This window comes from Streptomyces sp. NPDC020875 (assembly GCF_040641415.1).
In the GTDB taxonomy this organism is placed as follows: domain Bacteria; phylum Actinomycetota; class Actinomycetes; order Streptomycetales; family Streptomycetaceae; genus Streptomyces.
Genome location: NZ_JBFADP010000043.1, coordinates 54,577 through 75,632, shown reverse-complemented (window position 1 = coordinate 75,632; position 21,056 = coordinate 54,577). Strand labels below are relative to the sequence as shown.

Genomic DNA, 21,056 nt, shown 5'->3' with positions numbered 1-21,056 from the left:
GGCTCCGGTTGGGTGTCCGCAGTAGGCGCAGGGTGGGGTGAAGGGCTGGGGGGTGGTGAGGAGCGCTTCGCGGGTCATGGGGGGTTACCTCGGGGTTGCCCCGGTGGGTTGGGTCGGGGCGTTTCGGTGCGGTGGGGGTGTGATGGTGGCGGTGTAGCGGCCGGTGTGGTCGGTGGCGGTGAGGATGACGGGGTATCCGTCGCGTAATCGGTGGTGGGCTGTGCCGATGAGTTCGGGGGTGGCCCAGTGGCGGAGTTGGGTGGGGGCGTCGCCGGTGTCGTAGGCGTATGCGGGCAGGTGTCGCAGTGAGCCGGTGGCCCAGGGGGTGTCCGGGGCGGGGTCGAGGCGGTCGGCGATCCGGTGGGCCTGTACGGAGGTCCATCGCAGGGCCCGCCCGGGGTAGGGGGTCTCGAACGTGCCGAGGGTGACGCGGGCGGTGTGGAGGGTTCCGTAGACGGGCCCTTCGGCAGTGATCTCCACCCGGAACTTCGGCGCGTCGCGCATCAGGGCTCACCGGGCCGGGAGAGCACGGTCACCGCTCGGTCCCGGTGGCGGGGACGGGCACGTCGTCATGGGCGGGATGGCGGCGCAGCAGTACGCGACAGTCGGCGGCGAGCGACCCGTCCCCGACGCGCCTCGCATCCCTCAGCAGGGCGCGGAGCCGTACGCACTCGGCGCATTCCTCTTGTCCCTTCCGTCGGATCACCGCCGTCCTCCCGCCCGCTGGTTGGCTTCCTCCACCAGGGGCCGCAGCCGCGCCATGGTCCGGCTGTCGAGGTGGTCGGCGTCCTCGGCCGGTGCCGAGTCGGGGCACTTGGGGCCTCCGCACTCGCACGGCGGCCAGGTGAGGGTCTTCACGGAATCGGGGCGGTGACCTGCGACGCCGGGCCGGGGTGAGTCGGCCATCGGTAGCTCCTTGTCTTCCTCTGGATTCGTTCAGTGACCAGAGGAGCACAACTAGCCCTATGCTGCTGCCGGTTGAGTGCTGCATCTCAACAGGTCGAACGTCGTTCGACGCTGCCTTAGAGGCATGACATGGAGGTGAGCACTATGGGCAAGGGCGAGTTCCCAGATTTGTTGAGTCCGTTTGAAGTCTTCGGGCAGGACGTGCGAGACCTACGCATCGCCCGAAAGATGACCCTTCGGGGGCTAGGGTCCGCGATCAAGTACTCAGCGGCGTACGTCAGCAAGGTGGAGCGCGCCCTACTTGATCCGAGCGAGCGGTTCGCAGTGGGGTGCGACCACGTGTTCGGCACCGGAACGATGCTGTACCGGCAGTACGTACAGGCCCTAGAGGGCGACCATCCGTCGTGGTTCGTGCCGTATCTCCAGTACGAGCGTCGGGCACGTCAGATCTTCATTTACACAACCCTGAGTCCGGACGGACTCTTGCAAACTCCGGAGTACGCACGGGCGCTGTATGAGATGGGCGTTCCCCGGCTGACCGACGATCAGGTGGAAGCCAAGGTTGCCGCACGGCGCGCGCGACGTGAGATCTTGGATCGCGTCGAACCGCCCGCCCCTGACCTGTGGGTGGTCCTTCATGAGGCATGTCTGAGGGTTGCAGTAGGCGGTCCGAGTGTGATGGCTGGCCAGCTTCAGAGCTTGTTGGATGACGCGAAGCGGCGGAACCTGACTTTGCAACTCTTGCCCAACACGGTCGCGCCTGCCACTTCCCGCCCCTTTACGCTGCTGACCTTTGAGAAGGGGCCCATGGTGCTCCATGCTGAGGGTCCGCAAGGTGGTCGACCGCAAGATGCACCCAAGATCACGGCTGCCGCCATGGCGACTTACGATCGGCTTCGGGCGGAAGCCCTTGGGCGTGATGCCACAAACAGCCGCATCCGTGAAGCCTTTGAGGAGTACACATGATGACCCGAACCCCTCCCCTGTACGCATGGGTCAAGTCTTCGTACAGCGATGCCAACGGCGGGTCCTGCGTCGAGTGGGCCCCCACTCACGCGTCGGCGACCGGGATAGTTCCCGTGCGGGACTCCAAGCGGGCTGACGGTCCGGTCCTGATGGTCTCCACTCAGGCGTTTACCGGACTTGTGGCGCTCGCCAAGAGGTCGCACGCTTAAACGATGGGTATCGAACTCGAATTAGCCACGGCTGACTGGGCGAAGTCCAGTTACAGCGACCCCAACGGGGGCCAGTGCGTTGAGTGGGCCCCCTCCCACGCGTCCGTGACCGGCATAGTTCCCGTACGGGACTCCAAGCGGGCTGACGGTCCGGTGCTGATGGTCTCCAGCCGGGCCTTCTCCGGGCTCGTGGCGCTCGCCAAGGCCGCGCGCGTCTAGGGCAGTCGAAGTCGAGGCCCCGCGTCCCCTTCTTTATCAGGGGGGTGCGGGGCCTCGGTCATGGTGGGCGGAGGCGGGTGATGGTGAGGACCGTGTGGCGGGTTGTGCGGAGGTCGGCCTCCGCCGGGAGTGTGGGGGGCACCTCGCGGTAGGTGATCTCGCCGAGGCCCGGGGCCGTCGCCCGGCCCTCGCCTCCCGTGCCCGGCGGGAGCAGCGCCGCCGCCTGGGCGCGGAGTGTCGGGGTCAGAGGGGACGACACCACCGGGGTGTCGTCGCCGGGGAGGACGACGACCAGTGCCCGGGGGCGGTCCGGCGGACCCGTGTGGCCGACCACGACCACATCGCGCGGGGTCGTATGGCGGAGCTTCCACCAGACCCGGGCCCCGCCCCGGTACGTTCCGTCGAGCCGCTTCGCCACCAGGCCCTCGACGCCGATCGCGGGCAGGGTCTCGTACCACTCGGCCGCCTCGTCGGCGTCGACCGTCATGGGGACCGCCTGGAGCGGTGGGCCGAGCGGGGTCAGCAGGGCGACCAGCCGGGCCCGGCGGTGCCGGTAGGCCAGGCCCCGCAGGTCGCGGCCGCCCTCGGCGAGGACGTCGAAGGCCGCGTACGACGCCGGGAGCGTCGCCGCCAGCCCCGGCGCGTGCCGTTCCGTCGCCATGGCGCGTTTCTGGACGGCCGCGAAGTCCGTCCGGCCGTCCCGCCAGACGACGACCTCGCCGTCGAGGACCGTCCCCGGCGGCAGCCGGAGTGCCGCCGTCACGAGATCCGGGAAGGCGGCCGTCACGATCCGGCCGGAACGTGCCTGGAGCCGTACGGCCTCCGGTCCCGTCCCGGCGTCCCGGAAGATCAGCATCCGGTGGCCGTCGAACTTGGGTTCGTACGCCAGACCCGCCCCGCGCGGCAGGGTGTCCACGGGCTCCGCCAGCGCCACCCGCACGGGCGGGCGCGGCCCGGTGGCGTCGGCACCGGTCATGGCAGTGGCCGGGCCGCCGCCGGGTCCAGGAGCGGCGCCAGCAGGTCCCCGTACCGTTCGAGGCGGGGGCCGATCGCGTCGAAGCGGAATCCGAGACCGGTCCCGTCGGCGCCGGAGGCGATCTCGTCCCAGGTCACGGGGGTGGACACGGTGGGTTCGGGCCGGGCCCGGAGGGTGTACGGCGCCGCCGTGGTCTTCGCGGCGGCGTTCTGGCTGAAGTCCACGAAGACCTTGCCGGGCCGCAGTGCCCGGTTCATCCGGTGCAGGACGAGTCCGGGCAGCGCCGTCTCGCCCTCCTTGGCCAGTTCCTTGGCGTAGGCGGAGACGTCCTTCGAGGGTGTCGGGGTCAGCGGTACGAGCAGATGCAGCCCCTTGGCGCCGGAGGTCTTGGCGCAGGCCGTGAGCCCGTCGGCGGCCAGGCGCTCCCGCAGCCAGAGGGCCACCTCGCAGCACTGCCCGATCGTCGCGGGCGGCCCCGGGTCGAGGTCGAGGACGAGCCGGTCGGCGATACCGGGCGTCCCGGCCCGCCACTGAGGGGTGTGCAGCTCCACGACCAGGTTCGCCGCCCACACCAGCGACGGCAGATCGTCGATCACCACCTGGTGGGCCCGGGGGTCGTCGGAGTGGGGTACCGGGGTGGTCCGTACCCATGACGGCGTACCGGGCGGCGGGTTCTTGGTGAAGAACCGCTGGCCGTCGGGCCCGTCCGGGTAGCGAAGGAAGGAGACCGGCCGGTCCCGCAGATGCGGCAGCAGGGCCTCGGCGGTGACCGCGTAGTAGTGCACCAGCTCGCCCTTGGTCGTCCCGGTGGCCGGGTGGATGACCTTGTCGAGGTTGCTGAGCGCCACTCGTCGCCCGGCGACCTCGGTAATCGGCGTCATACGATGAGAATCACATGTTTATCGGGCGAAAGGGATCAAAGTGCGATCCATTTGGAACGGTGCGATCTCCTTCGGGCTGGTCAGCATCCCGATCAAGCTGGTGAACGCCACCGAGAGCCATTCGATCTCCTTCCGGCAGATCCACACCACGGACGGCGGCCGGATCCGCTACCGCAAGGTGTGCGAGCTGGACGAGGAGGAGGTGCCGACCGCCGAGATCGGCAAGGGGTACGAGGAGGCGGACGGCTCGATCGTCCCGATCACGGACGAGGACCTGGCGGCGCTGCCGCTGCCGACGGCGAAGACGATCGAGATCGTGGCGTTCGTCCCCGCCTCGTCGATCGATCCGCTCCAGATGGGAGCCGCGTACTACCTCTCGGCCAATGGGGTGCCCGCCGCCAAGCCGTACACCCTGCTCCGGGAGGCGCTGAAGCGGAGCGACAAGGTGGCGCTGGCCAAATTCGCCCTCCGGGGGCGCGAGCGGCTGGGGATGCTGCGGGTGCTGGACGATGTGATCGCCATGCACGGGCTGCTCTGGCCGGACGAGATCCGGACCCCGGAGGGGGTGGCGCCGGAGACCGAGGTCACCGTACGGGACGCCGAACTCGATCTCGCGGACGCCCTGATGGACACGCTCGGCTCGGTCTCCATGGACTCGCTGCACGACGACTACCGGGTCGCCCTGGAGCGGCTGATCGCGGCGAAGACGGAGGGCGGGGGAGTGCTGCCGGAGGCGGAGCCAGCCGAGGGCGGCGGGAAGGTGATCGACCTGATGGCGGCGCTGGAGAGCAGTGTCCGGGCCGCCCGGGAGGCCCGGGGCGGCGACTCCGGTGACTCCGGTGGGTCCGCCGAGGTCACCCCGATCTCCTCCCGGAAGCGGACGGCCACGAAGAAGGCGCCCGAGAAGGCGGCGGCCAAGGCGCCCGCCAAGGCCCCGGCGAAGAAGGCGGCGGCGAAGAAGACTCCCGCGAAGACTCCCGCGAAGACCCCCGCGAAGACCGCCGCGAAGGGGTCGGCGCGGGGCGACGCCAAGAAGTCCACCTCGGCGAAGACCGCGCAGACGGCGAAGACCGCCAAGACGGCGGCGAAGAGCGTGAAGTCGACCGGCTCCGCGCGGACCGCCAAGAAGGCCGCGCCGAAGAAGCGCGCCTCCGCCTGACCCGCCTCCGGTCCGGCCGCCCCGCCGGGCCCGGCGCCGGGTTCGGGGCCGTACGCCCGCCCCGACTGCCGCGCCCCGGACCGAGGTTGGCCGAAAAATGCAGACTCTGCAATCTTGCAGAATCTGCATCTATATCCCTACCGTGGAACCGTGACGACGGACGAACAGGCGTACGGATCGGGCCCGGACCGCGCCCCGCGCGGCCCGGACGGCGCCCCCGGCCTCCGGGAGCGCAAGCGGCGGCGGACGCACCGGCTGCTGGCGACCACGGCCCTGCGCCTGGTCGCGGAGTACGGCCTCGACCGGGTGACCGTGGAGCACATCAGCGAGGCGGCCGGAGTCTCGGCGCGTACGTTCTTCAACTATTTCGCGGTAAAGGAGGATGCGCTGCTGGTCGCCTACCCGGACGACGAGCGGCGGATCGCCACCCTGGCCGACCGGATCGAGGCGGCCCCCGCCGGGCTCTCCCCGGCCGCCGCCGTCGTCCACGCCTGGCGGGAGGACCTGGCCCGGTTCGACACCGACCGCGACGAGTGGCTGACCCGGCTGTCGGTCGTCGCGGAGACCCCGGCGCTGACCGCCCGGATGACCCGGATGTTCGCCGACGAGAAGGTCCTCACCGTCGGGGCGCTGGCCCGCCGGACCGGGCTCTCCGCCGACGACCCGTATGTCGCCCTGGTCTTCCACGTGGTCGGCGGGGCCGTCGAGGCGAGCATGGACCACTGGTACCGGCTCGGCGGCACCACCCCGCTCGTCACCCTCATCGACGCCGCCGTCTCCGCCGTCGACGGCGGACTGCCCCTGCCCGTACGGACGGCCGCCCCGGCCGCCGACTGAACGACGCCCGCACCGCACCCCACCGCTCCCCGCACCCCACCTCCCCGAACCAGTCACCCGTACCCGACCGGACAGCGGCACCACGACCAACCGCGAGCACCTCGGAACGACCACGGACACCGGCCGGGCAGCCGTACGCCGCGTACGGCGGGCCCGGTCCGAAGGAGCGGAGGAACCCCGGACATGGACAACGCGATCGTCATCGGCGGCGGACAGGCGGGCCTCGGAGCCGCCTACGCCCTGCGGAACCAGGGATTCAGCCCGATCGTGCTGGAGGCCGGAACCGAACCGGTCGGATCCTGGCCCCACTACTACGACAGCCTCACCATCTTCACCCCCGCCCGGCTCTCCTGCCTGCCGGGGATGCCGTTCCCCGCCCGGGACGACCATCTGCCCCTCCGCGACGAGATGGTGGCCTATCTGCGGTCGTACGCCGCCCGGCTCGACTGCGAGATCCGCCTCGGCACCCGGGTGACCGCCGTTCACACCACCCGCGACGGCTACGCCGTGACCACCGAGACCGGCGACGTACTGCACGCCCCGGTCGTGGTGGCCGCCACCGGCACCTACGGCAATCCGCACCGCCCCGCGATCCCCGGCCTGGCCGGATACACCGGGAAGGTGCTGCACTCCGCCGACTACCGCTCGCCGGAACCCTTCGCCGGACAGCGGGTCGTCGTGGTCGGCGCGGCCAACTCGGCCATGCAGATCGCCCATGAGATCGCCGGGGAGGCCCGGGTCACCCTCGCCAGCCGGCGGCCCGTCCGCTACACCAAGCTCAAGCCCCCGAAGCGGCAGGCCGGATGGAAGGCGCTGGAGGGCTGGCTGCTGTTACCGCTCGGGTCCGTGGTGCCGCTGCGGGAGTACGCCGTCGTCGTCGACAACGACGACACCTACCGCAAGGCCCTCAAGAGCGGCTTCATCGACCGGCGCGAGCTGTTCACCGGATCCGACGGCACCGGGATCCGCTGGGCCGACGGCCGCACCGAACACGTCGACACCGTCTTCCTCGCCACCGGCTACCGCCCGGCGCTGGAGTATCTGCGGCCCATCGGCGCCCTCGACCGGCGCGGGCTGCCCCGGCAGCGCTCCGGCCTCTCCACCATCCACCCCGGTCTCGCCTTCATCGGTCTGGAGGGCCAGCGGTCCTTCCTCTCCGGCGGAATCCACGGCGTGGGTACGGACGCCGCGCACGCCGCCCGCAGGCTCCGCGGCTGGCTGGCGTCCCGGGAACCCGCCTGGCGCCGCCCGGCCGCCTGAGACTTCGTACCACCGCCGCGACGACGGAGCGGCCCGCCGGAACGAGAAGTTCCGGCGGGCCGCCCCTGGTCGCGTCGAGCCGCGCGCTACTTACCGCGGTACGCGTTGTGGACCACGACGGATCCCTTGTTGTTCTTCTTGTCGACGACCTGGGCCTTGAGCGCCAGGCCCTTGCCCTTCGCCGGGGCGACCACGGTCACCTTGCCGCTCTTGACCGGCACGGACTTCCAGGTCTTCGCGTTGTCGTACGACACCCAGACCGCGAGCGACTTGAGGTTCGCCCCCGCCGCCGGGCCCTGCACGACCACGGGGAAGGTCTGGGAACGGCCCGCCGGAGCGGTCGAGTCCAGCGCCAGCGGCGGCTGGAAACGGACCGTGGAGACGGGCAGCACCGCCGGAGTCTTCGTCCGGACCGAGGTGAACGTCCACCACGCCTCGACCCGGGTCGAGGTCGACGTCACCGCCGGGCTCCGGTTGACGGAGGTCGCCACGGTGTACGAGGCCGAGGCCGACGGCACCCGGAACGCCACCTCGTCCAGCGGCAGCGGCTCCGACGTGTGGAGCACGCCATTGCGGTGCAGGGTCGTCTTCGCGGTCGTGTAATCGATGAGACCCAGATGACCCGCGCCGTCACCGAAGAGGGTCATCGGCGCGTAGATGTAGTTGACGTCCCGCTCGATCCGGCTGTCCGCGTTCACCACCGGGCTCTGCACGCCGGTGTTGTAGACCTCCGTATAGGTCCGGCCGCCCGTGTACCGCTTCGGGACGCCGCTTCCGTAGATCGTCTCGAAGGTCGGGTAGCCCTCCGGGTCCGGCGGGCCGAACTGCGCGACCGTCACGTCCCAGATCGCCCCGTCACCGGTGGAGACATGGATGTTCCGGCTGCCCGGCAGCGGCTGCTTCGACCACGGAGTGAAGGTGGAGGAGTTGTCCGGCAGTTCGCCGTAGACCCCGAAGCCGCCCTGCTTGCCGGGGACGGAGGCACCGACACTCGTCTTCAGCAGCGCGAAGTCCTTGGCCGCGTACGTCTTGCTCCAGCCGGTGGCCAGCCGCTCGACCGGCCCGCCGGAGAGCGTGTTGTACTCCGTCGTGCCCCGGACCCACTGCGAGTACCAGGACTGGGAGAGCGAGCCGTCCGTCACGCGCGGGCCGATATAGCCGGTACGGACGTCGGCGAAGCTCGTGAAGTCGACCGAGCGGCCGTAGTAGCCGCCGTCGGACATCTGCCGGAAGTACGACATCCCCACCGAGGTCTGCCGGGCCGCCGCGTCGGGCACCTTCACCGTCACCGGCTTGGTCGCGCGGCCGTCGAGGGCGACGGTGGTGGGACCGGTCACGGAGAGCACGGGGCTGTGGATCACATCGCCGCCCTTCTCCGGCGCGACCGGGTCGACCGGCGCGAAGGCCGACATCTCGTACGTGCCGCGCGGAATCCGGACCGTCGTCGTGCCCCGCGTCAGATCGGGCAGATACTCCCGCCCGGAGTCCGGCCCGGTCACCACCGACAGATCGGCCACCCACTTGGTGCTGGGGGCCCCGTCGCGTCCCGTGGTCCTGAAGGTGACGTCGTACGACTCGACCTCACGCACCACGGAGGCCGGGACGCGGACACTCGCACCGCCGCCGGTCGCCGCGACGGTCACCGAGTACGAGCCGTTCACCGAACCGCCCAGCCGGGTGTCCGCGGTCAGATCGACGGCCGCGGTACCGCCCGCGGGAACCGTGATCCGCCGCGCCCCGAGGGTGAAGAACCCGGCCGGGGCGGGCCGCCCGTCGCCGCCGACGGCCGAGACCGGCGCCAGATCGAGGGTGACGTCCGCCGTACCGCTGTTGCGGTAGGTGATCTTCTTGGTGACCGGGGTGTCGTCGTGGTGGGGCCACAGCTGCGTCCCCAGCGAGACCGACGCCGGATCGGCCGTCACGGCCTGGTCGAGCGACTTGTCGACCCGGATCCGGCCCGCGCCCTGCTGGAACGGCGAATAGGCGCCGCCCACGGCAGACGCCATCAGCGTCGCCTTGATCCGGTCGCCGGTCCAGTCCCGGTTCTTCTGCTTGAGGATCGCCGCCGCGCCCGCCACGTGCGGCGTCGCCATCGACGTACCCGACATGGTGGTGTAACCGGGCGGGTTCTGCCCGGTGGTGCCCGTCGCGGCGGCGGCCGTGGTCGCCACACCCGGCGCGGTGACATCGGGCTTCAGGCCGCCGTCACCGTTACGCGGGCCGACCGACGAGAACTCCGCGAGCCGGTCGTTGTCGTCGACGGCGCCGACGGTCAGGGCCGCGTCGGCGCTGCCCGGCGAGCCGATGCCGCCCGCGTCCGGGCCCGAGTTGCCCGCGGCGACGGCGAACAGGACGCCCTTCTCGGCCGAGAGCTTGTTGATCTGGGCTTCCAGCGGGTCGATTTCGGGGGTGTCGTAGCCGCCGAGGCTCAGATTGAGGACATCGGCGCCCTGGGCGACCGCCCAGTCGATCCCCGCGACGATCCCGGAGTCGTCGCCGCTGCCGCCGTCGTCGAGGACCTTGGCGTTGATCAGCTCGGCACCCGGCGCGACACCCTTGAAGCGGCTGTCCTTGACGCCCCGTCCGGCCGCGGTGGACGCCACATGCGTACCGTGGCCGTGCTTGTCCTCGGGGCCGGTGGCGGAGCTGAAGTTCTTCGCCGCGACGACCCGGCCCGCGAGATCGGGATGGGTCGCGTCGATCCCGGTGTCCAGGACGGCGATCTTCACCCCGGTGCCGTCCAGGGAACGGGCCCAGGCGGCGGGCGCGCCGATCTGCCCGGTACTGCGGTCCAGCGTCGCCTTGCGGACGCCGTCCAGCCAGATCCGGGAGATCCCGGAGGTCGCGGCCGTCGAACCGTCGGCGCGGGACCGGGTGAGCGCGTCCCACAGCTCTCCGGTACGGCCCCGGGCGCTGGTCACGGCGTCGGCGTCGAGGGCCCGCAGGGTCCGGCGGACGGTGGTGCCCTCGGACGTACGGACACCGGCCCTGGCGGCCTGCGCCGCGGCGCCCCGGTAGCCGACGATGACCTTCAGACCGGCACGGTGGGCCTTGAGGCTCTCCGGCCGGGTGAGTTCGGTGATGTCGAAGAGCCGCCGGTCGAGTGTGCCGTCGGCGATCAGCCGCCGGGCGTCGAACGGGACGACATAGGTCCGGCCGTCGCGGACCTCGGTGAAGACGGGTATGCCCGCCCTGCCGTCGGCGCGCTGGACGGTGACGACCCGGCCCCTGGCGTCCACCAGGACCCGGTCGCCGGTGATCAGTGTGACGGTGTGGACGGCGGGGCCCGATGCCCCCGCTTTCGCGGCGGCCGGGGCGCCGCCCGGTCCGCCGTTCGCGGCCGACGCCGGGCTGGTCAGGCCCGCCGTCAGAGCCGCGGCGACCACGGCGGCGATCGCCGCGGAGGTCGTCTTCCTCGTTGGACTGCGCAAGATTCCCCCAGATGAGGAGCGATGCGGAGGGGCCGGAGAAGCCCACTCCGAGCCGGGGTACACGTACGTCTGTACGCCCCCCTGTGCCGGAAGTATGCATGGGTGCAATCGGTGGCTCAACAGCCGCCCCGTAACGAACGGTTCAGGCTCTCGGGGCGTCGTACGGGCAGGGTTCGGCGACCCGTCGGGGCGGGCCGCGACGGGCTGTCCCGACGGCCGGGCCGAGGGAGCGGGGTGGACCCCGGCCGAGGGCGGGCCACGCCCCCGGCCGGAGCCCGGTGCGGCTCCGGGCTACCGCCCGAGATACGCGTTGACGACGGTCACGGTGGACCGGTTTCCGTCCCGGTCGACGACCGAGGCACGGAACGAGACCCCCTTCCCCGCCGCCGGGTTGACCACGGGCGCCACGCCCCGGACGACCGGGAGCGGCTTCCAGGTCCGGCCCTCGTCGTAGGAGATCTCCGTGGTCAGAGCCGCCGGAACGGTCCCGGCGGCGGCCCCCTGCACGGTCACCGGAACCAACTGGACCCGGCCCGCCGGAGCGGTGGAGTCCGGTCCGGCCTTCGCGCCGAAGCGGACCACCGAGAGCGGGAGCGCGGTGGGTCCCGCCGTCCTGGCGGAGCGGAACGTCCAGCTCGCCTCGACCCGGGTCGCCACCCGGGCCACCGTCGACGGCCGCTCGACGGTTGCCGCCAGGGTGTAGGAGGCATCGCCGTCCGGGACGGTGAACCGGCCGCGCCTGCTGCCCGACAGCGGGTCGTCGTGCCGGCCGACGAGCACCCCGTCGCGGTGGAGCGTCGTCTCGAACCGCCCGGTGAACGGGGTGCCCGGATTGCCCTTGCCGTCGGTGATCAGCGGCACCGTCGCCCACAGCCGGTCGCCGTCCCGGACACCGCCGTAGCCCGCGGGCAGGGCCGGCCCCTGGGCACCGACGTTGAGGGCGAGCGCGTAGTCCCGGCCCGGTTCGAACCGGCGGGCCGACGGCAACTGATGGGACGAGTCGTAGGAGTAGCCCTGCGTCGGGTACTCGGCGACGGCGAAGTTCCACTTCACCCCGCCCCCGGTGGACACCCGGACCTGCTGCGCCCGGTCCGAGGGCAGCGGCCCCGGATCTATCGTGCCCATGGGGTCCAGACCCGGCAGGGTGCCGATCGGCCGGACAGCGCTCAGCTTGCCGGGCACGGAACCGCCCGGCCGGATGGTCACGGGCGCCATCTCCGCTTGGGTGTAGTGCTTGGTGAGGCCGGTGGAGAACCGGTCGACCCGGCCGCCGGAGTGGATCGCGTACTGCGTGCCGTCCACGGACCAGATCCCGAGCCGGGCCTCGACCAGCGGATACCTCGCGGTCCCGACCCCCGCGGTCCTGAAGTTGCCGAAGCCGCCGGAGTAGTGACCCAAGCTGTACGGCACCGGGCCGTCGATCAGCGACCAGAAGTCGGCGGCGACCGGGGCCGCGGCCGGATCCGGCACGGTGATGTCGAGCGGCTTCGTCAGCCGGGTGTCCGCGGTGACCGTGAGATCCCGGTCCACCACGACCTCGGGCTGGTACAAGATGTCCACGCCCCCGTCCGGCGTCGGATCGAACGACACGTAGTCGAGGAAGAACAGCCCCTTCGGGACCCGGGCCGTGGCCGTGCCGTTCACCAGGTCGGGCCTGTGGTACGTCCCGGCCCCCAGCCCCTCGTAACCGGCCAGATAGACAAAGCCGTTCGGGTCGGGCGAGCCGTCCCGGTCGATCGCCCGCACGGTGACGTCGTACGACTCGATCTCCCGCTCGACCGTCACCGGGGTCCGGACGCGCTGCCCGCCGCCGGTGGCCACCACGGTCGCCGAGTACCGGCCGTCCCCGCCGCCCTCGATCCGGGTATCGGCGGTCAGGCCGACGGACGCGGTGCCACCGGCCGGGACGGTGAGGCGCGGCCGGTCGGCGGTGAGGAAGCCCGCGGGGGCGGGCCCGCCCGCCGGGTTCCGGGCGTCCACGGCCAGCTCCAGGACGACATCGGCGGAACCGGTGTTGCGGTACGTCAGCGCCTTCGTCGCGGGCGCGTTGTCGTGGTGCGGCCAGCGCTGCTTCCCGAAGGCGACGGAGACCGGGGCCGACGAGACGGACTGGTCCAGCGCCCGGTCGACGGTCACCCGGCCCGCGCCCTGGTCGTACGCGGTACCCGTACCGGGCGTCGCCGATCCGGTGAGTACCGCCTTGATCCGGTCACCGGACCAGGTGGGGTTCTTCTGCTTGAGGATCGCCGCCGCGCCCGCGACATGCGGAGTCGCCATCGACGTACCGGACTTGGTGGTGTAGCCGGGCGGCTGCTCGGCCGCGGCCGTACCGGCCGCCGCGGCGGCGGTGACCCCGACACCGGGCGCGGTCAGCTCCGGCTTCTGGCCCTGGTCGGCCGCGGGACCCCGGGAGGAGAACCCGGCGACGGCGTCGTGGTCGTCCACGGCGCCCACGGTGAGCGCGGCCTCGGCGCTGCCCGGCGAGTCGACCGTGCCGGGGCTCGGGCCGCTGTTGCCCGCGGCCACGGCGAACAGGACGCCCTTCTCCGCCGAGTAGGTGTTGATCAGGGCTTCCAACGGGTCGATCTCGGGGGTGTCCTGGCCGCCGAGGCTCAGATTGACGACATCCGCGCCCTGGGCCACGGCCCAGTGGACCCCGGCCATCACCCCGGACAGCGTGCCGCCGCCGAAGTCGTCCAGGACCTTGCCGTTGAGGAGGGTCGCCCCGGGGGCGACGCCCTTGAAACGGCTGTCCTTGACGCCCTGTCCGGCGGCCGTGGACGCCACATGGGTGCCGTGGCCGTCGCGGTCCTTCGCGTCGGCGGAGTCGGAGAAGTTCCGCTCGGCCGCGACCCGGCCCGCGAGATCGGGATGGGCGGCGTCGATCCCGGTATCGAGGACGGCGATCTTCACACCGGTGCCGTCGTACGAGCGCGACCAGGCGGCCGGGGCCCCGATCTGCCCGGTCGTCGTGTCGAGGGACGGCCGGACCACGGCGTCGAGCCAGATCTTCTTCACCCCCGCCGTGGTACTGAGCCTGCCTTCGGGGCCGGTCCTGGTCAGCGCGTCCCAGAGCGCTGATCCGGTCCGGGCGGTCGCGGTCACCGCGTCCGCCCCCGGCAGAGCGAGCGGCTCCGCCGTCCGGGCCGAGCCGCGGACCTCCGTCCGCGCCGCGCCGGCGGCCGGGCCGCTGTAGACGACGAGCGCCCGGACACCGTTCCCGTACGCGGCACGGGCCTCGGGGCGGCTCAGTTCGGTGATGTCGAACAACCGCCGGTCCACCGTGCCGTCGGCGATCAGCCTTTCGGCGTCGCGCGGGACGACATGGGTCCGGCCGTCGAAGGCCGTCACCCGGAACGCCATGTCCGCCCGGCCCGCCGCCCCGCGTACCGACCGGACCCGGCCGTCCCCGCCCACGACCACCCGGTCACCGGTGATCAGGGTGATGGTGGTGCCGGGCGCCTCGGGCCCGGCAGGGGCTTGGGCCCGCGGCTTCCCGGCGCTGCTCCGCCCCTTGTCCCGGTCATGGGTCCCGGTTTCCGCGGCCCCCGCCGCCCCCGTCGCCGTACCGGCCGTCAGTACGGCCGCCAGCGCCGTCACCGTCACGAGCCGCCGCCGTGACCCGCGTAATTGATCTGTTCGTCGTTGCAAGTTCTCCCCCTGGGAGATGAGCTGATCGGTCGGACGAGCCGGCTCATCGGTCATCCCGGGGGCTGTGAACACAGCCGCGCGTCCCCGGACATACTCAGTATCACCAGGGGAATGTGAGCGGGGCAATGTTCCGATGCCGGTGATGGCGAGGAGACGCCAAGAGGGTTTCGGAACGGCTGTGACGGGTGAATCCGAAGGGGTGGTGTTCGGGATTTCCGGCACTGCCGAACCCTGTTGGCCGGAAAGGGAATGGTGACCGGCGATGCCGACCGGCGGGCCCGGTAGGTGAGGGGGAGATCTCTTCTTCGGGAGAGGTCGGCAATTCCCTTGCGTACCAAGGTGAACAGGGGTTTCGTCGCTCGGAAGGGGTGTCGCCGGGGTGAATTGACTGCATCGTGAACAGGTGTTGCCGGAAAGGCGTCATGGCCGGAATTCCGTGCCACACTCCTCCCCACACTGCTATTCGAGAGATGTGCGGGCGTACTGCCCGAAGGGGGACTTCACCGTGCGTCAGAGCAATGAATCCGGCCGGGCCCGGCGCCGTCGGCCGCGGGGGTGGCGGGGGTGGCGGGGTACGGTGCCCGCCGCCGCGCTGGCGGTGACGGGGGTATTGGCGGTGGCGCCCGCCCATGCCGCCGGGGACGGCGCGGGGGTGGAGAAGGCGACCGGACCCGGCCCCGGAACGGTGGCGTCCGTTCCGGCGCCGGGCGCGACGTCGGATCCGGCCCCGGGTGCGGCCTCGGGTGCGGCCTCGGGTGCGGCCCCGGATTCGGTCTCGGGTGCGGCCCCGGGGGCGGTTCGGGGTGCGGTTCCGGGGGCGGGCCTCGCGTCCGGGGACCGTACCGCCGGACCCGGCTCCGGACCTGGACCCGATTCCGGACCTGGTTCCGGGGCCGTCGCCGCGGATCCCGTCGCACCGTTCGCGAAGATTCGCCCGGAGTCCGGGCCGCTGCCCGTCGGCCGGGCGCTCACCGTCGAGGCCGAGTTCCACAACACCCTCGACACTCCGATCACCGACAGCTTCATCGTCGCCGTCGGACTGCGGCTCGCGCCCCCGGCCGCCGCGCTCACCCCGCGGCAGGTGGTGGTCGAGTGGTACGACGCGGGCGCGGCGAAATGGCGGTCGGTCGAGCTGACCCAGGGCGCGGTGGCCCTCTCCGGATTCCTCACCGTCGACGGCGGACTGCCGTCCACCGGCTCGATCCCCGCCAAGGGCGTCGCCAAGGTCCGGCTGCGGCTCACCCTCGACAAGGCCGTACCGGTCGGTGAGAAGCTCCAGTTCGTCGTCCAGGGCCTGATCCAGTTCTTTCCGGGTACCGATCCGGTGCCGCTGATGGACGGCAAGGCGTCGTACGACGTCAAGGCCGCGCCGCTGCCGTCGCCGAGGCCGATCCCCAAGCCCACGCCGTCGAACTCGCCGTCCCCGTCGCTGCCGCCGATCCCGTCCGGTCCGCCGAACGACCCGGTGGACCCGGGGGACCCGGGCGGCGGGGTGACCGGCGGCGGAACCGGCGGGTCCGGCGGCTCCGGAACCGGTGGCTCCGGCACGGTCGGCGGTGGCCCGCTGCCCCAGACCGGGACCGGCGGCCGGGAGGAACTCGCCGCCACCGGCGTGCCGTTGCTGCCGCTCGCCCTGGGCGCGGCGGGCGCGGCGGGCGCCGGGACCTTCCTCGTACGCCTCCGGGCCCGGACCCGTACGGCCGACCGCGACGAGGCGCGGGGCACGGCCCGGGGCGCCGCGCGGGGTGCCGTCGGCGGTGAGCACCGATGACGGCGGCGGCGGACCCGGCAGGAGCTACGGCCACGGACGGGGCCACGAGTACGGGCACGGGTACGAGTACGGGCACAAGTGCTGGCACGGGTACGGCGGCCGGAGCGGCCGGGATCCGTACCGGCGCCGATGTCCTCCGGGACGTCGTCCGGGCCCTGGCCCCCGACGAACTGCCCCGGCTCGACGAGGCGCGCCGGGCCTACGCCGACGACCCGTTCCCGCCGCAGCGGGTGGAACGCGGCGGCGGGGGAGTCCTCACCGCCGGAGTGGACACGGCGGTCCTGCTGCCCGTACTGATCGCCTTCGTCGCCCAGTTCCTGGCTGATGTCGCGGCCGACGCGGTCCGCCGGGGCGGCGGCGCCTTCACCCGCCGCCGGGCCCGCCGCCGACGCCGCCGCGAGGCGGCCGACGAACGCCGCGCGGCCCTGACGGACGGCGCCCCCGACCCGGGCGTCTACACCCCCGAAGACCTCCTGCGCTGGGCCCGGGAACACGCCCGGGACTGCGACCTGCCCGCCTCGGAAGTGGACCGCTGCGCCCACATCCTGATCCTCGCTCTGGCCCCGTCGCCCCCGTCGCCCACGACTTCGGCGCCGGGCCCGGAGGGGCTGCCCCCGGGCGCGGGCGGGGCACCGGCTCCGGCCGTCGGCCCGGCGCCGGACGACCGGGCGCCGGCCTCGGGCCCGGCGGGGCTGCCGCCTGCGGCGGGGGCGACGCACCGGGCTGCCGCTCGGCCGCCGGACGGCCCGGCCGGAGACACGGGCACGGGGCCGACGACGGTCGCCGCCCCGACGCCGGAGGCCGAATCCACGCCTGCCGCCACGCCCGGGCCTGAAACCCCGCCTGGCGGGGCCCGGGGTACGGGGCAGGTCGCGACACCCGTCCCGGACCCCGACGCGGATCCGGCCGCCACGACCCCGAATTCGACTCCGGTCCCGAATCCCACCCCTGATTCCGCCTCGAACGCTGCCTCGATCCCGGCGGCTTCGACTACGACTTCGGGTTCGGGTTCGGTCCGGTCTCCGGTTCGGTACCCGGTCTCCGATCCCGCCCCGGACGCTCCGGCCCCCGCCCCGGATCCGGGCGCGGCGACGGTTCCCGTCCCGAATCCGGCCGTCGTCCTGAATCCGGCCCCGGGGTTCGACTCGGATCCGCCTCCGGCGGCTTCGGGCGGTGCTTCGGGTTCGGGAGCGGCCCCGTCTCCGGATCAGTCCCCGGTCCGCGGCTCCGTACCGGACGCCCCCGCCCCGGAGCCCGCCCCGGCCGCCACCCCGGACCCGGCCCCGGGTGCCCCGCCCCGGGCCCGTGGTGACGGCTGGCGGCCCGGCCCGGCCGACCCGGCCGTAGCGGATCCCCCGCCACCGGACGCGACTTCGGACGGCGGCTGACACGCGATGCGACGGGGGAACCGGGCGCCCCGGGGCCAGGACCGGCCCCGGCGGCCCCGGAAGGAGGGCGGAGCGCACGGTTCCGTACCGGCGGCGCTGATCGCCCGCGCGCGGCTGCCGCAGCCGACGACGACCCGGCTCGTACAGCTGGTCGTCGTCGCCGCCGCGGGCGCCGCCTTCGCCAGCTGGTGGTGGCTGGTCAAGGAGCGGGACCACTGGCCCGGCGCCCAACTCGGCTGCCTCCCCGAACCGGTGGCGGCCCCGGCCGTCCCGGGCCCGGACCCCATGGCCACGGTCACCGGCTTCACCCGGTGCGTCGACGGCGTACGGCTCGATCAGGCCCTGGTCGTCCTCTGCGGCCCCCTCGCCCTGCTGCCGCTCGCCCTCCTCGTCCGGGCGGCGGCCCGGTCCCGGGCGCTCTCCCCCCGGCGGACCCGCCCCGCCGGGCCGGAGATGGCGGCCCGGCTGGCCGCCGTCGTACCCCCGGGAACGGCCCGGCCTCCCGTCCTGCTGATCCGCCGCGGCCGGGGCCTCGGCCTCGGCGCCCGTGCCGAAGGCACCGCCCGCCGCCCCCGGGTGATCGCCGGGGCCGGGGCCCACCTCCAGTCCGAGGCGGATATCGGCGCCCTGCTCCGCCACGAGGTCGCCCATATCGCCGCCCGGGACGTCGGCCGGGTCCGGCTCGCCATCGCCGCCTGGTGGATCCTGTGCGCCGGGGTCACCGTCCCGCTCGCCGCCGAACTGGCCCTGGACCCGGGGAGCATCGGCGGCGCGGTCGCCCTCCGACTGGCCGCCGTACTCGCCGTCTCCGGCCTCGCGCTCTGCGGCGTACTGCGGATCCGGGAGCACGACGCCGACGTACGGGCGTCCGCCGATCCGCGCGACGCCGGAGCCCTCGCCTCGTACGTCTCCCGGGACCGGCCGCCGACCGCACGGCGCCGGATCCCCCGGCTGCTCGGCCTGGCCACCCACCCCACCCGCGAGGACCGGCTCGCCGTCCTGGCCCGCCCCGGCCGGCTGTGGGGCCTGTCGGTGCCGGAGAGCCTGGCCACCGGAATCGCCGCCGGACTCGTCTTCACCGACGCGGCCCTCCTGATCACCGCCCTCACCCCCGACAGCATCGCCACCGGCTACCGGATCACCGGCGCCCTGACCGGCTGGGCGGTCGCCGGGGTCGTCACCGTCGCGCTGTGGCGGGCGGTCGCCGTACGCCACCCCGACGCCTACGGCCTCCGGCCCGCCCGCCGGGGCGCCGCCCTCGGTACCGGCCTGCTCGCCGGATCCCAGCTCTCCGCCCGCGCCTCCGGCGACTGGACCGACGCCTTCGGCACCGCGGACGGCCTCGCCGCCGACTTCTCCCTGCTGAACGCCGCCCCCGGCCGGGCCGCCGCCCTCGCCGCCGCCCTCGTCGTCGGCGGGGCCCTCTTCGCCACCTGGGCCGCCGCCCTGGCCCGCGCCGCCCGCGCCTCGGCCACCGGACCCCGGTCGGGACCGGCGTGCGCGGCGGCGGTCGCGCTCTCCGGCGCCGTACTCGCCGTCCCGCTCGGTACCTGGTTCCTGTTCGCCGCCCTCGCCGCCGTCGAGGCGGACTCCGTGCCGTACTGGGGCGCCGTCGACTCCACCGCCTGGGTCGTCGGCGCCACCCTCACCCTCCTCGGCGCGCTGACGCCCTTCGCCCTGACGGCGCTACGCCGCCGGGCGCCCCGGCCCCGGCTCGTACCGGCCCTCGCCACCGCCCTGTTCGTACTGCCCGCGGCGGCGGTCTGGATCCCGCTCGCGAACGCGGACGATCCGAGCCCCCGCCGCGTACTGCTCCCCGGCACGATGCCCGCGCCACCCGGTTCCACCGGGGTGCTGCGCGCCCCGGTGGAACCGGTCCGCGACGACCGGCCCGTGGACATCGACGACCTTCCGGTCCTGCCGCCGCCGGACGAGGAGGGCCACCAGGAGGAGGTCCGCGACCCCTTCAAGGCGTGCCTCGCCCTCAACGTCGGCAAGTCGGCGCTCTGGGCCGGGCCCGAGGGGCGGAAGGAGACGGCCGAACTCCTCGACGCCGTCGACGACACCGTACTGAGGGCGGTCTCGGCCGCCCTGAAGGACGCCCGTGGGGCACCCGTGCACAGCGATGTGCAGCAGGCGGCGATCCTCCGCTGCGATCTGCTGCGGCGCTACGGCCGGTGAGCCGCGCGGGGGCGGGCGGGGCGGCCCCGGGCCTCTGGTGTCGGCCCCGGGCCTCTGGTGTCGGGCCCGGGTCCGGCCTCCCCGGGGGGTTCCGTACACCGACACCGGCCCCCCGCGCCTCCCGCCCGCTCGTTCTCCGTTCACAGCCCGTCAGGAGTCCGTGATGACGCCGTACCCGTACCGCATGACGCCCCACGTACCCGGGAGCCGTCCGGCGACCCCCGGGGGAGCCTTCCGGCGCGCCGGGCGCCGTACCGCGGCCGTACCGGCGCTGGTCACCCTGCTGCTCGCCGCCGCGACCGGCTGCGGTGACGACGGCGGCGGGGGCGACGACCGGGCGGGCCGGGTCCGTACGAGCGCCTCCGCGACCCCGGCCCCGGAGCCGTCGGGCGTCCGGCCGCCCCCCACCGGCCCCGCCACCGCGAGCCCTTCGACCGGCTCGCCGTCGCCGGGCGGAAGCCGGAGCCCCGGGCCCTCGGGCACTTCCCCGGGCCCGCACCCCACGGACGGCGGTACGCCCCCGACCCCGCCGCCTCCGCCGACCCCGCAGCCCACCACGCCGCCGCCACCGTCCCCGCCCCCGCCCCCGGCGAAGCCGCCGACGGCCGACCGGCTCAACCGGGCCCTGCTCCCCACCGCCGGGCTGCCCGCCGGATACGTCCGCACCGTCCTGCCCAGCCATCCGCCGAACCGTTCGAGCCGCCCCGACTGCGTGCGGCGGCTCAACGCCCTGGAACTCCACCGCACCAACCACCCCGGCGCCGTCGAGACCCGGGCGGCGTGGGCCCGGAGCCGTAGCGGACCGTTTCTCCAGCAGGTGCTGCGGTGGTACCCGGGCCGGGCCGCGTCCGCCCAGGTCTCGACGGCGGCCCGGGAGCTGTCCGGCTGCGGTACGTACGAGCTGGCCTGGCCGGACGGCGATACGGCCCGCCAGACGGTGACCCCGCTCGGCGGGGCGGGCATCGGCGACACGTCCTGGCACGCCACCATCACGGTCCGGTACGCGGCGGCGACCGTGGAGGAGACGATGGTGCTGGTCGCGGTGCGCGGCTGCCTGATCGTCCTCAGCCATCTGGGCAGCCCGGAGGCGCCCGCCAGGGCCCAGACCCTGGGACTCGCCCGGACGGCGGCGGCCCGGCTGCCGGACTGCCGCACCTGAGGCCCCGACCCGGCCCCGGCTGAAGCCCCGGCCCCCGCTGAGGCCCAGCCCGGCCCCCGCTT

Annotated in this window: 17 protein-coding genes; 10 read left to right on the top strand and 7 right to left on the bottom strand. The window is 73.6% G+C overall.

What is annotated here, in order from left to right:
• Positions 1-84 precede the first annotated feature (84 nt).
• Genes AB0G74_RS24050 through AB0G74_RS24040 form a run of 3 tightly spaced genes read right to left on the bottom strand, consistent with a single transcriptional unit; the run spans position 85 to position 906 of the window.
• A complete protein-coding gene (locus tag AB0G74_RS24050; RefSeq protein ID WP_361149726.1) occupies positions 85-504 on the bottom strand; it encodes a hypothetical protein in 420 nt (139 codons plus the stop codon).
• Between the two features lie 28 nt (positions 505-532).
• Positions 533-706 (bottom strand): hypothetical protein, encoded by a 174-nt coding sequence (locus AB0G74_RS24045; protein WP_361149723.1) that lies wholly within the window; start codon positions 704-706, stop codon positions 533-535.
• Entirely contained in the window at positions 703-906 is a 204-nt protein-coding gene (locus AB0G74_RS24040; RefSeq protein WP_361149720.1) for a hypothetical protein, read from the bottom strand. Before AB0G74_RS24040 ends, AB0G74_RS24045 begins: the two co-directional genes overlap by 4 nt.
• A gap of 144 nt (positions 907-1,050) precedes the next feature.
• Here AB0G74_RS24040 and AB0G74_RS24035 point away from each other — a divergent pair, with 144 nt between their 5' ends.
• Genes AB0G74_RS24035 through AB0G74_RS24025 form a run of 3 tightly spaced genes read left to right on the top strand, consistent with a single transcriptional unit; the run spans position 1,051 to position 2,300 of the window.
• Complete coding sequence (locus AB0G74_RS24035) at positions 1,051-1,872, top strand: helix-turn-helix transcriptional regulator (protein ID WP_361149717.1); 822 nt, start codon at positions 1,051-1,053, stop codon at positions 1,870-1,872.
• On the top strand, positions 1,872-2,081 hold the full coding sequence (locus AB0G74_RS24030; protein ID WP_361149733.1) for a DUF397 domain-containing protein: 210 nt from the start codon (positions 1,872-1,874) through the stop codon (positions 2,079-2,081). The genes AB0G74_RS24035 and AB0G74_RS24030 overlap by 1 nt, the downstream gene beginning before the upstream one ends.
• 3 nt (positions 2,082-2,084) lie before the next feature.
• Positions 2,085-2,300, top strand: coding sequence for a DUF397 domain-containing protein (locus tag AB0G74_RS24025; protein ID WP_361149714.1), 216 nt, complete (start codon positions 2,085-2,087; stop codon positions 2,298-2,300).
• A 58-nt stretch (positions 2,301-2,358) separates the two neighbouring features.
• On the opposite strand, the gene AB0G74_RS24020 is transcribed toward AB0G74_RS24025, so the two are convergent.
• A complete protein-coding gene (locus AB0G74_RS24020; RefSeq protein ID WP_361149712.1) occupies positions 2,359-3,276 on the bottom strand; it encodes an ATP-dependent DNA ligase in 918 nt (305 codons plus the stop codon).
• The gene (gene ligD / locus AB0G74_RS24015) at positions 3,273-4,157 is read right to left on the bottom strand and encodes a non-homologous end-joining DNA ligase (protein WP_361149710.1); all 885 of its coding nucleotides are present in this window, start codon (positions 4,155-4,157) and stop codon (positions 3,273-3,275) included. Before ligD ends, AB0G74_RS24020 begins: the two co-directional genes overlap by 4 nt.
• A 40-nt stretch (positions 4,158-4,197) precedes the next feature.
• Here ligD and AB0G74_RS24010 point away from each other — a divergent pair, with 40 nt between their 5' ends.
• The 3 genes from AB0G74_RS24010 (at position 4,198) to AB0G74_RS24000 (ending at position 7,413) form a co-directional block, all read left to right on the top strand.
• Positions 4,198-5,316: a Ku protein gene (locus tag AB0G74_RS24010; RefSeq protein WP_361149707.1), complete on the top strand. Its 1,119-nt coding sequence runs from the start codon at positions 4,198-4,200 to the stop codon at positions 5,314-5,316.
• A gap of 150 nt (positions 5,317-5,466) precedes the next feature.
• On the top strand, positions 5,467-6,153 hold the full coding sequence (locus tag AB0G74_RS24005) for a TetR family transcriptional regulator (RefSeq protein ID WP_361149705.1): 687 nt from the start codon (positions 5,467-5,469) through the stop codon (positions 6,151-6,153).
• A gap of 183 nt (positions 6,154-6,336) precedes the next feature.
• Positions 6,337-7,413 carry an NAD(P)/FAD-dependent oxidoreductase gene (locus tag AB0G74_RS24000; RefSeq protein WP_361149703.1) on the top strand — a complete coding sequence of 359 codons (1,077 nt, stop codon included), beginning with the start codon at positions 6,337-6,339 and terminating at the stop codon, positions 7,411-7,413.
• A gap of 86 nt (positions 7,414-7,499) precedes the next feature.
• Here the strand turns inward: AB0G74_RS24000 and AB0G74_RS23995 are convergent, their stop codons facing one another.
• Positions 7,500-10,844, bottom strand: coding sequence for a S8 family serine peptidase (locus AB0G74_RS23995; protein ID WP_361149700.1), 3,345 nt, complete (start codon positions 10,842-10,844; stop codon positions 7,500-7,502).
• 291 nt (positions 10,845-11,135) lie between these two features.
• Positions 11,136-14,450, bottom strand: coding sequence for a S8 family serine peptidase (locus tag AB0G74_RS23990; protein ID WP_361149698.1), 3,315 nt, complete (start codon positions 14,448-14,450; stop codon positions 11,136-11,138).
• A 550-nt stretch (positions 14,451-15,000) separates the two neighbouring features.
• Between AB0G74_RS23990 and AB0G74_RS23985 the strand changes: the two genes are divergently transcribed.
• From AB0G74_RS23985 to AB0G74_RS23970, 4 genes are all read left to right on the top strand, one after another.
• Positions 15,001-16,266, top strand: a complete 1,266-nt coding sequence (locus AB0G74_RS23985; protein WP_361149695.1) for a hypothetical protein — start codon at positions 15,001-15,003, stop codon at positions 16,264-16,266.
• Positions 16,263-17,654, top strand: a complete 1,392-nt coding sequence (locus AB0G74_RS23980) for a hypothetical protein (RefSeq protein ID WP_361149692.1) — start codon at positions 16,263-16,265, stop codon at positions 17,652-17,654. The genes AB0G74_RS23985 and AB0G74_RS23980 overlap by 4 nt, the downstream gene beginning before the upstream one ends.
• Before the next feature lie 6 nt (positions 17,655-17,660).
• Positions 17,661-19,835, top strand: a complete 2,175-nt coding sequence (locus tag AB0G74_RS23975) for a M48 family metalloprotease (protein WP_361149690.1) — start codon at positions 17,661-17,663, stop codon at positions 19,833-19,835.
• A 184-nt stretch (positions 19,836-20,019) separates the two neighbouring features.
• Positions 20,020-20,994: a hypothetical protein gene (locus AB0G74_RS23970; RefSeq protein ID WP_361149687.1), complete on the top strand. Its 975-nt coding sequence runs from the start codon at positions 20,020-20,022 to the stop codon at positions 20,992-20,994.
• Positions 20,995-21,056 lie beyond the last annotated feature (62 nt).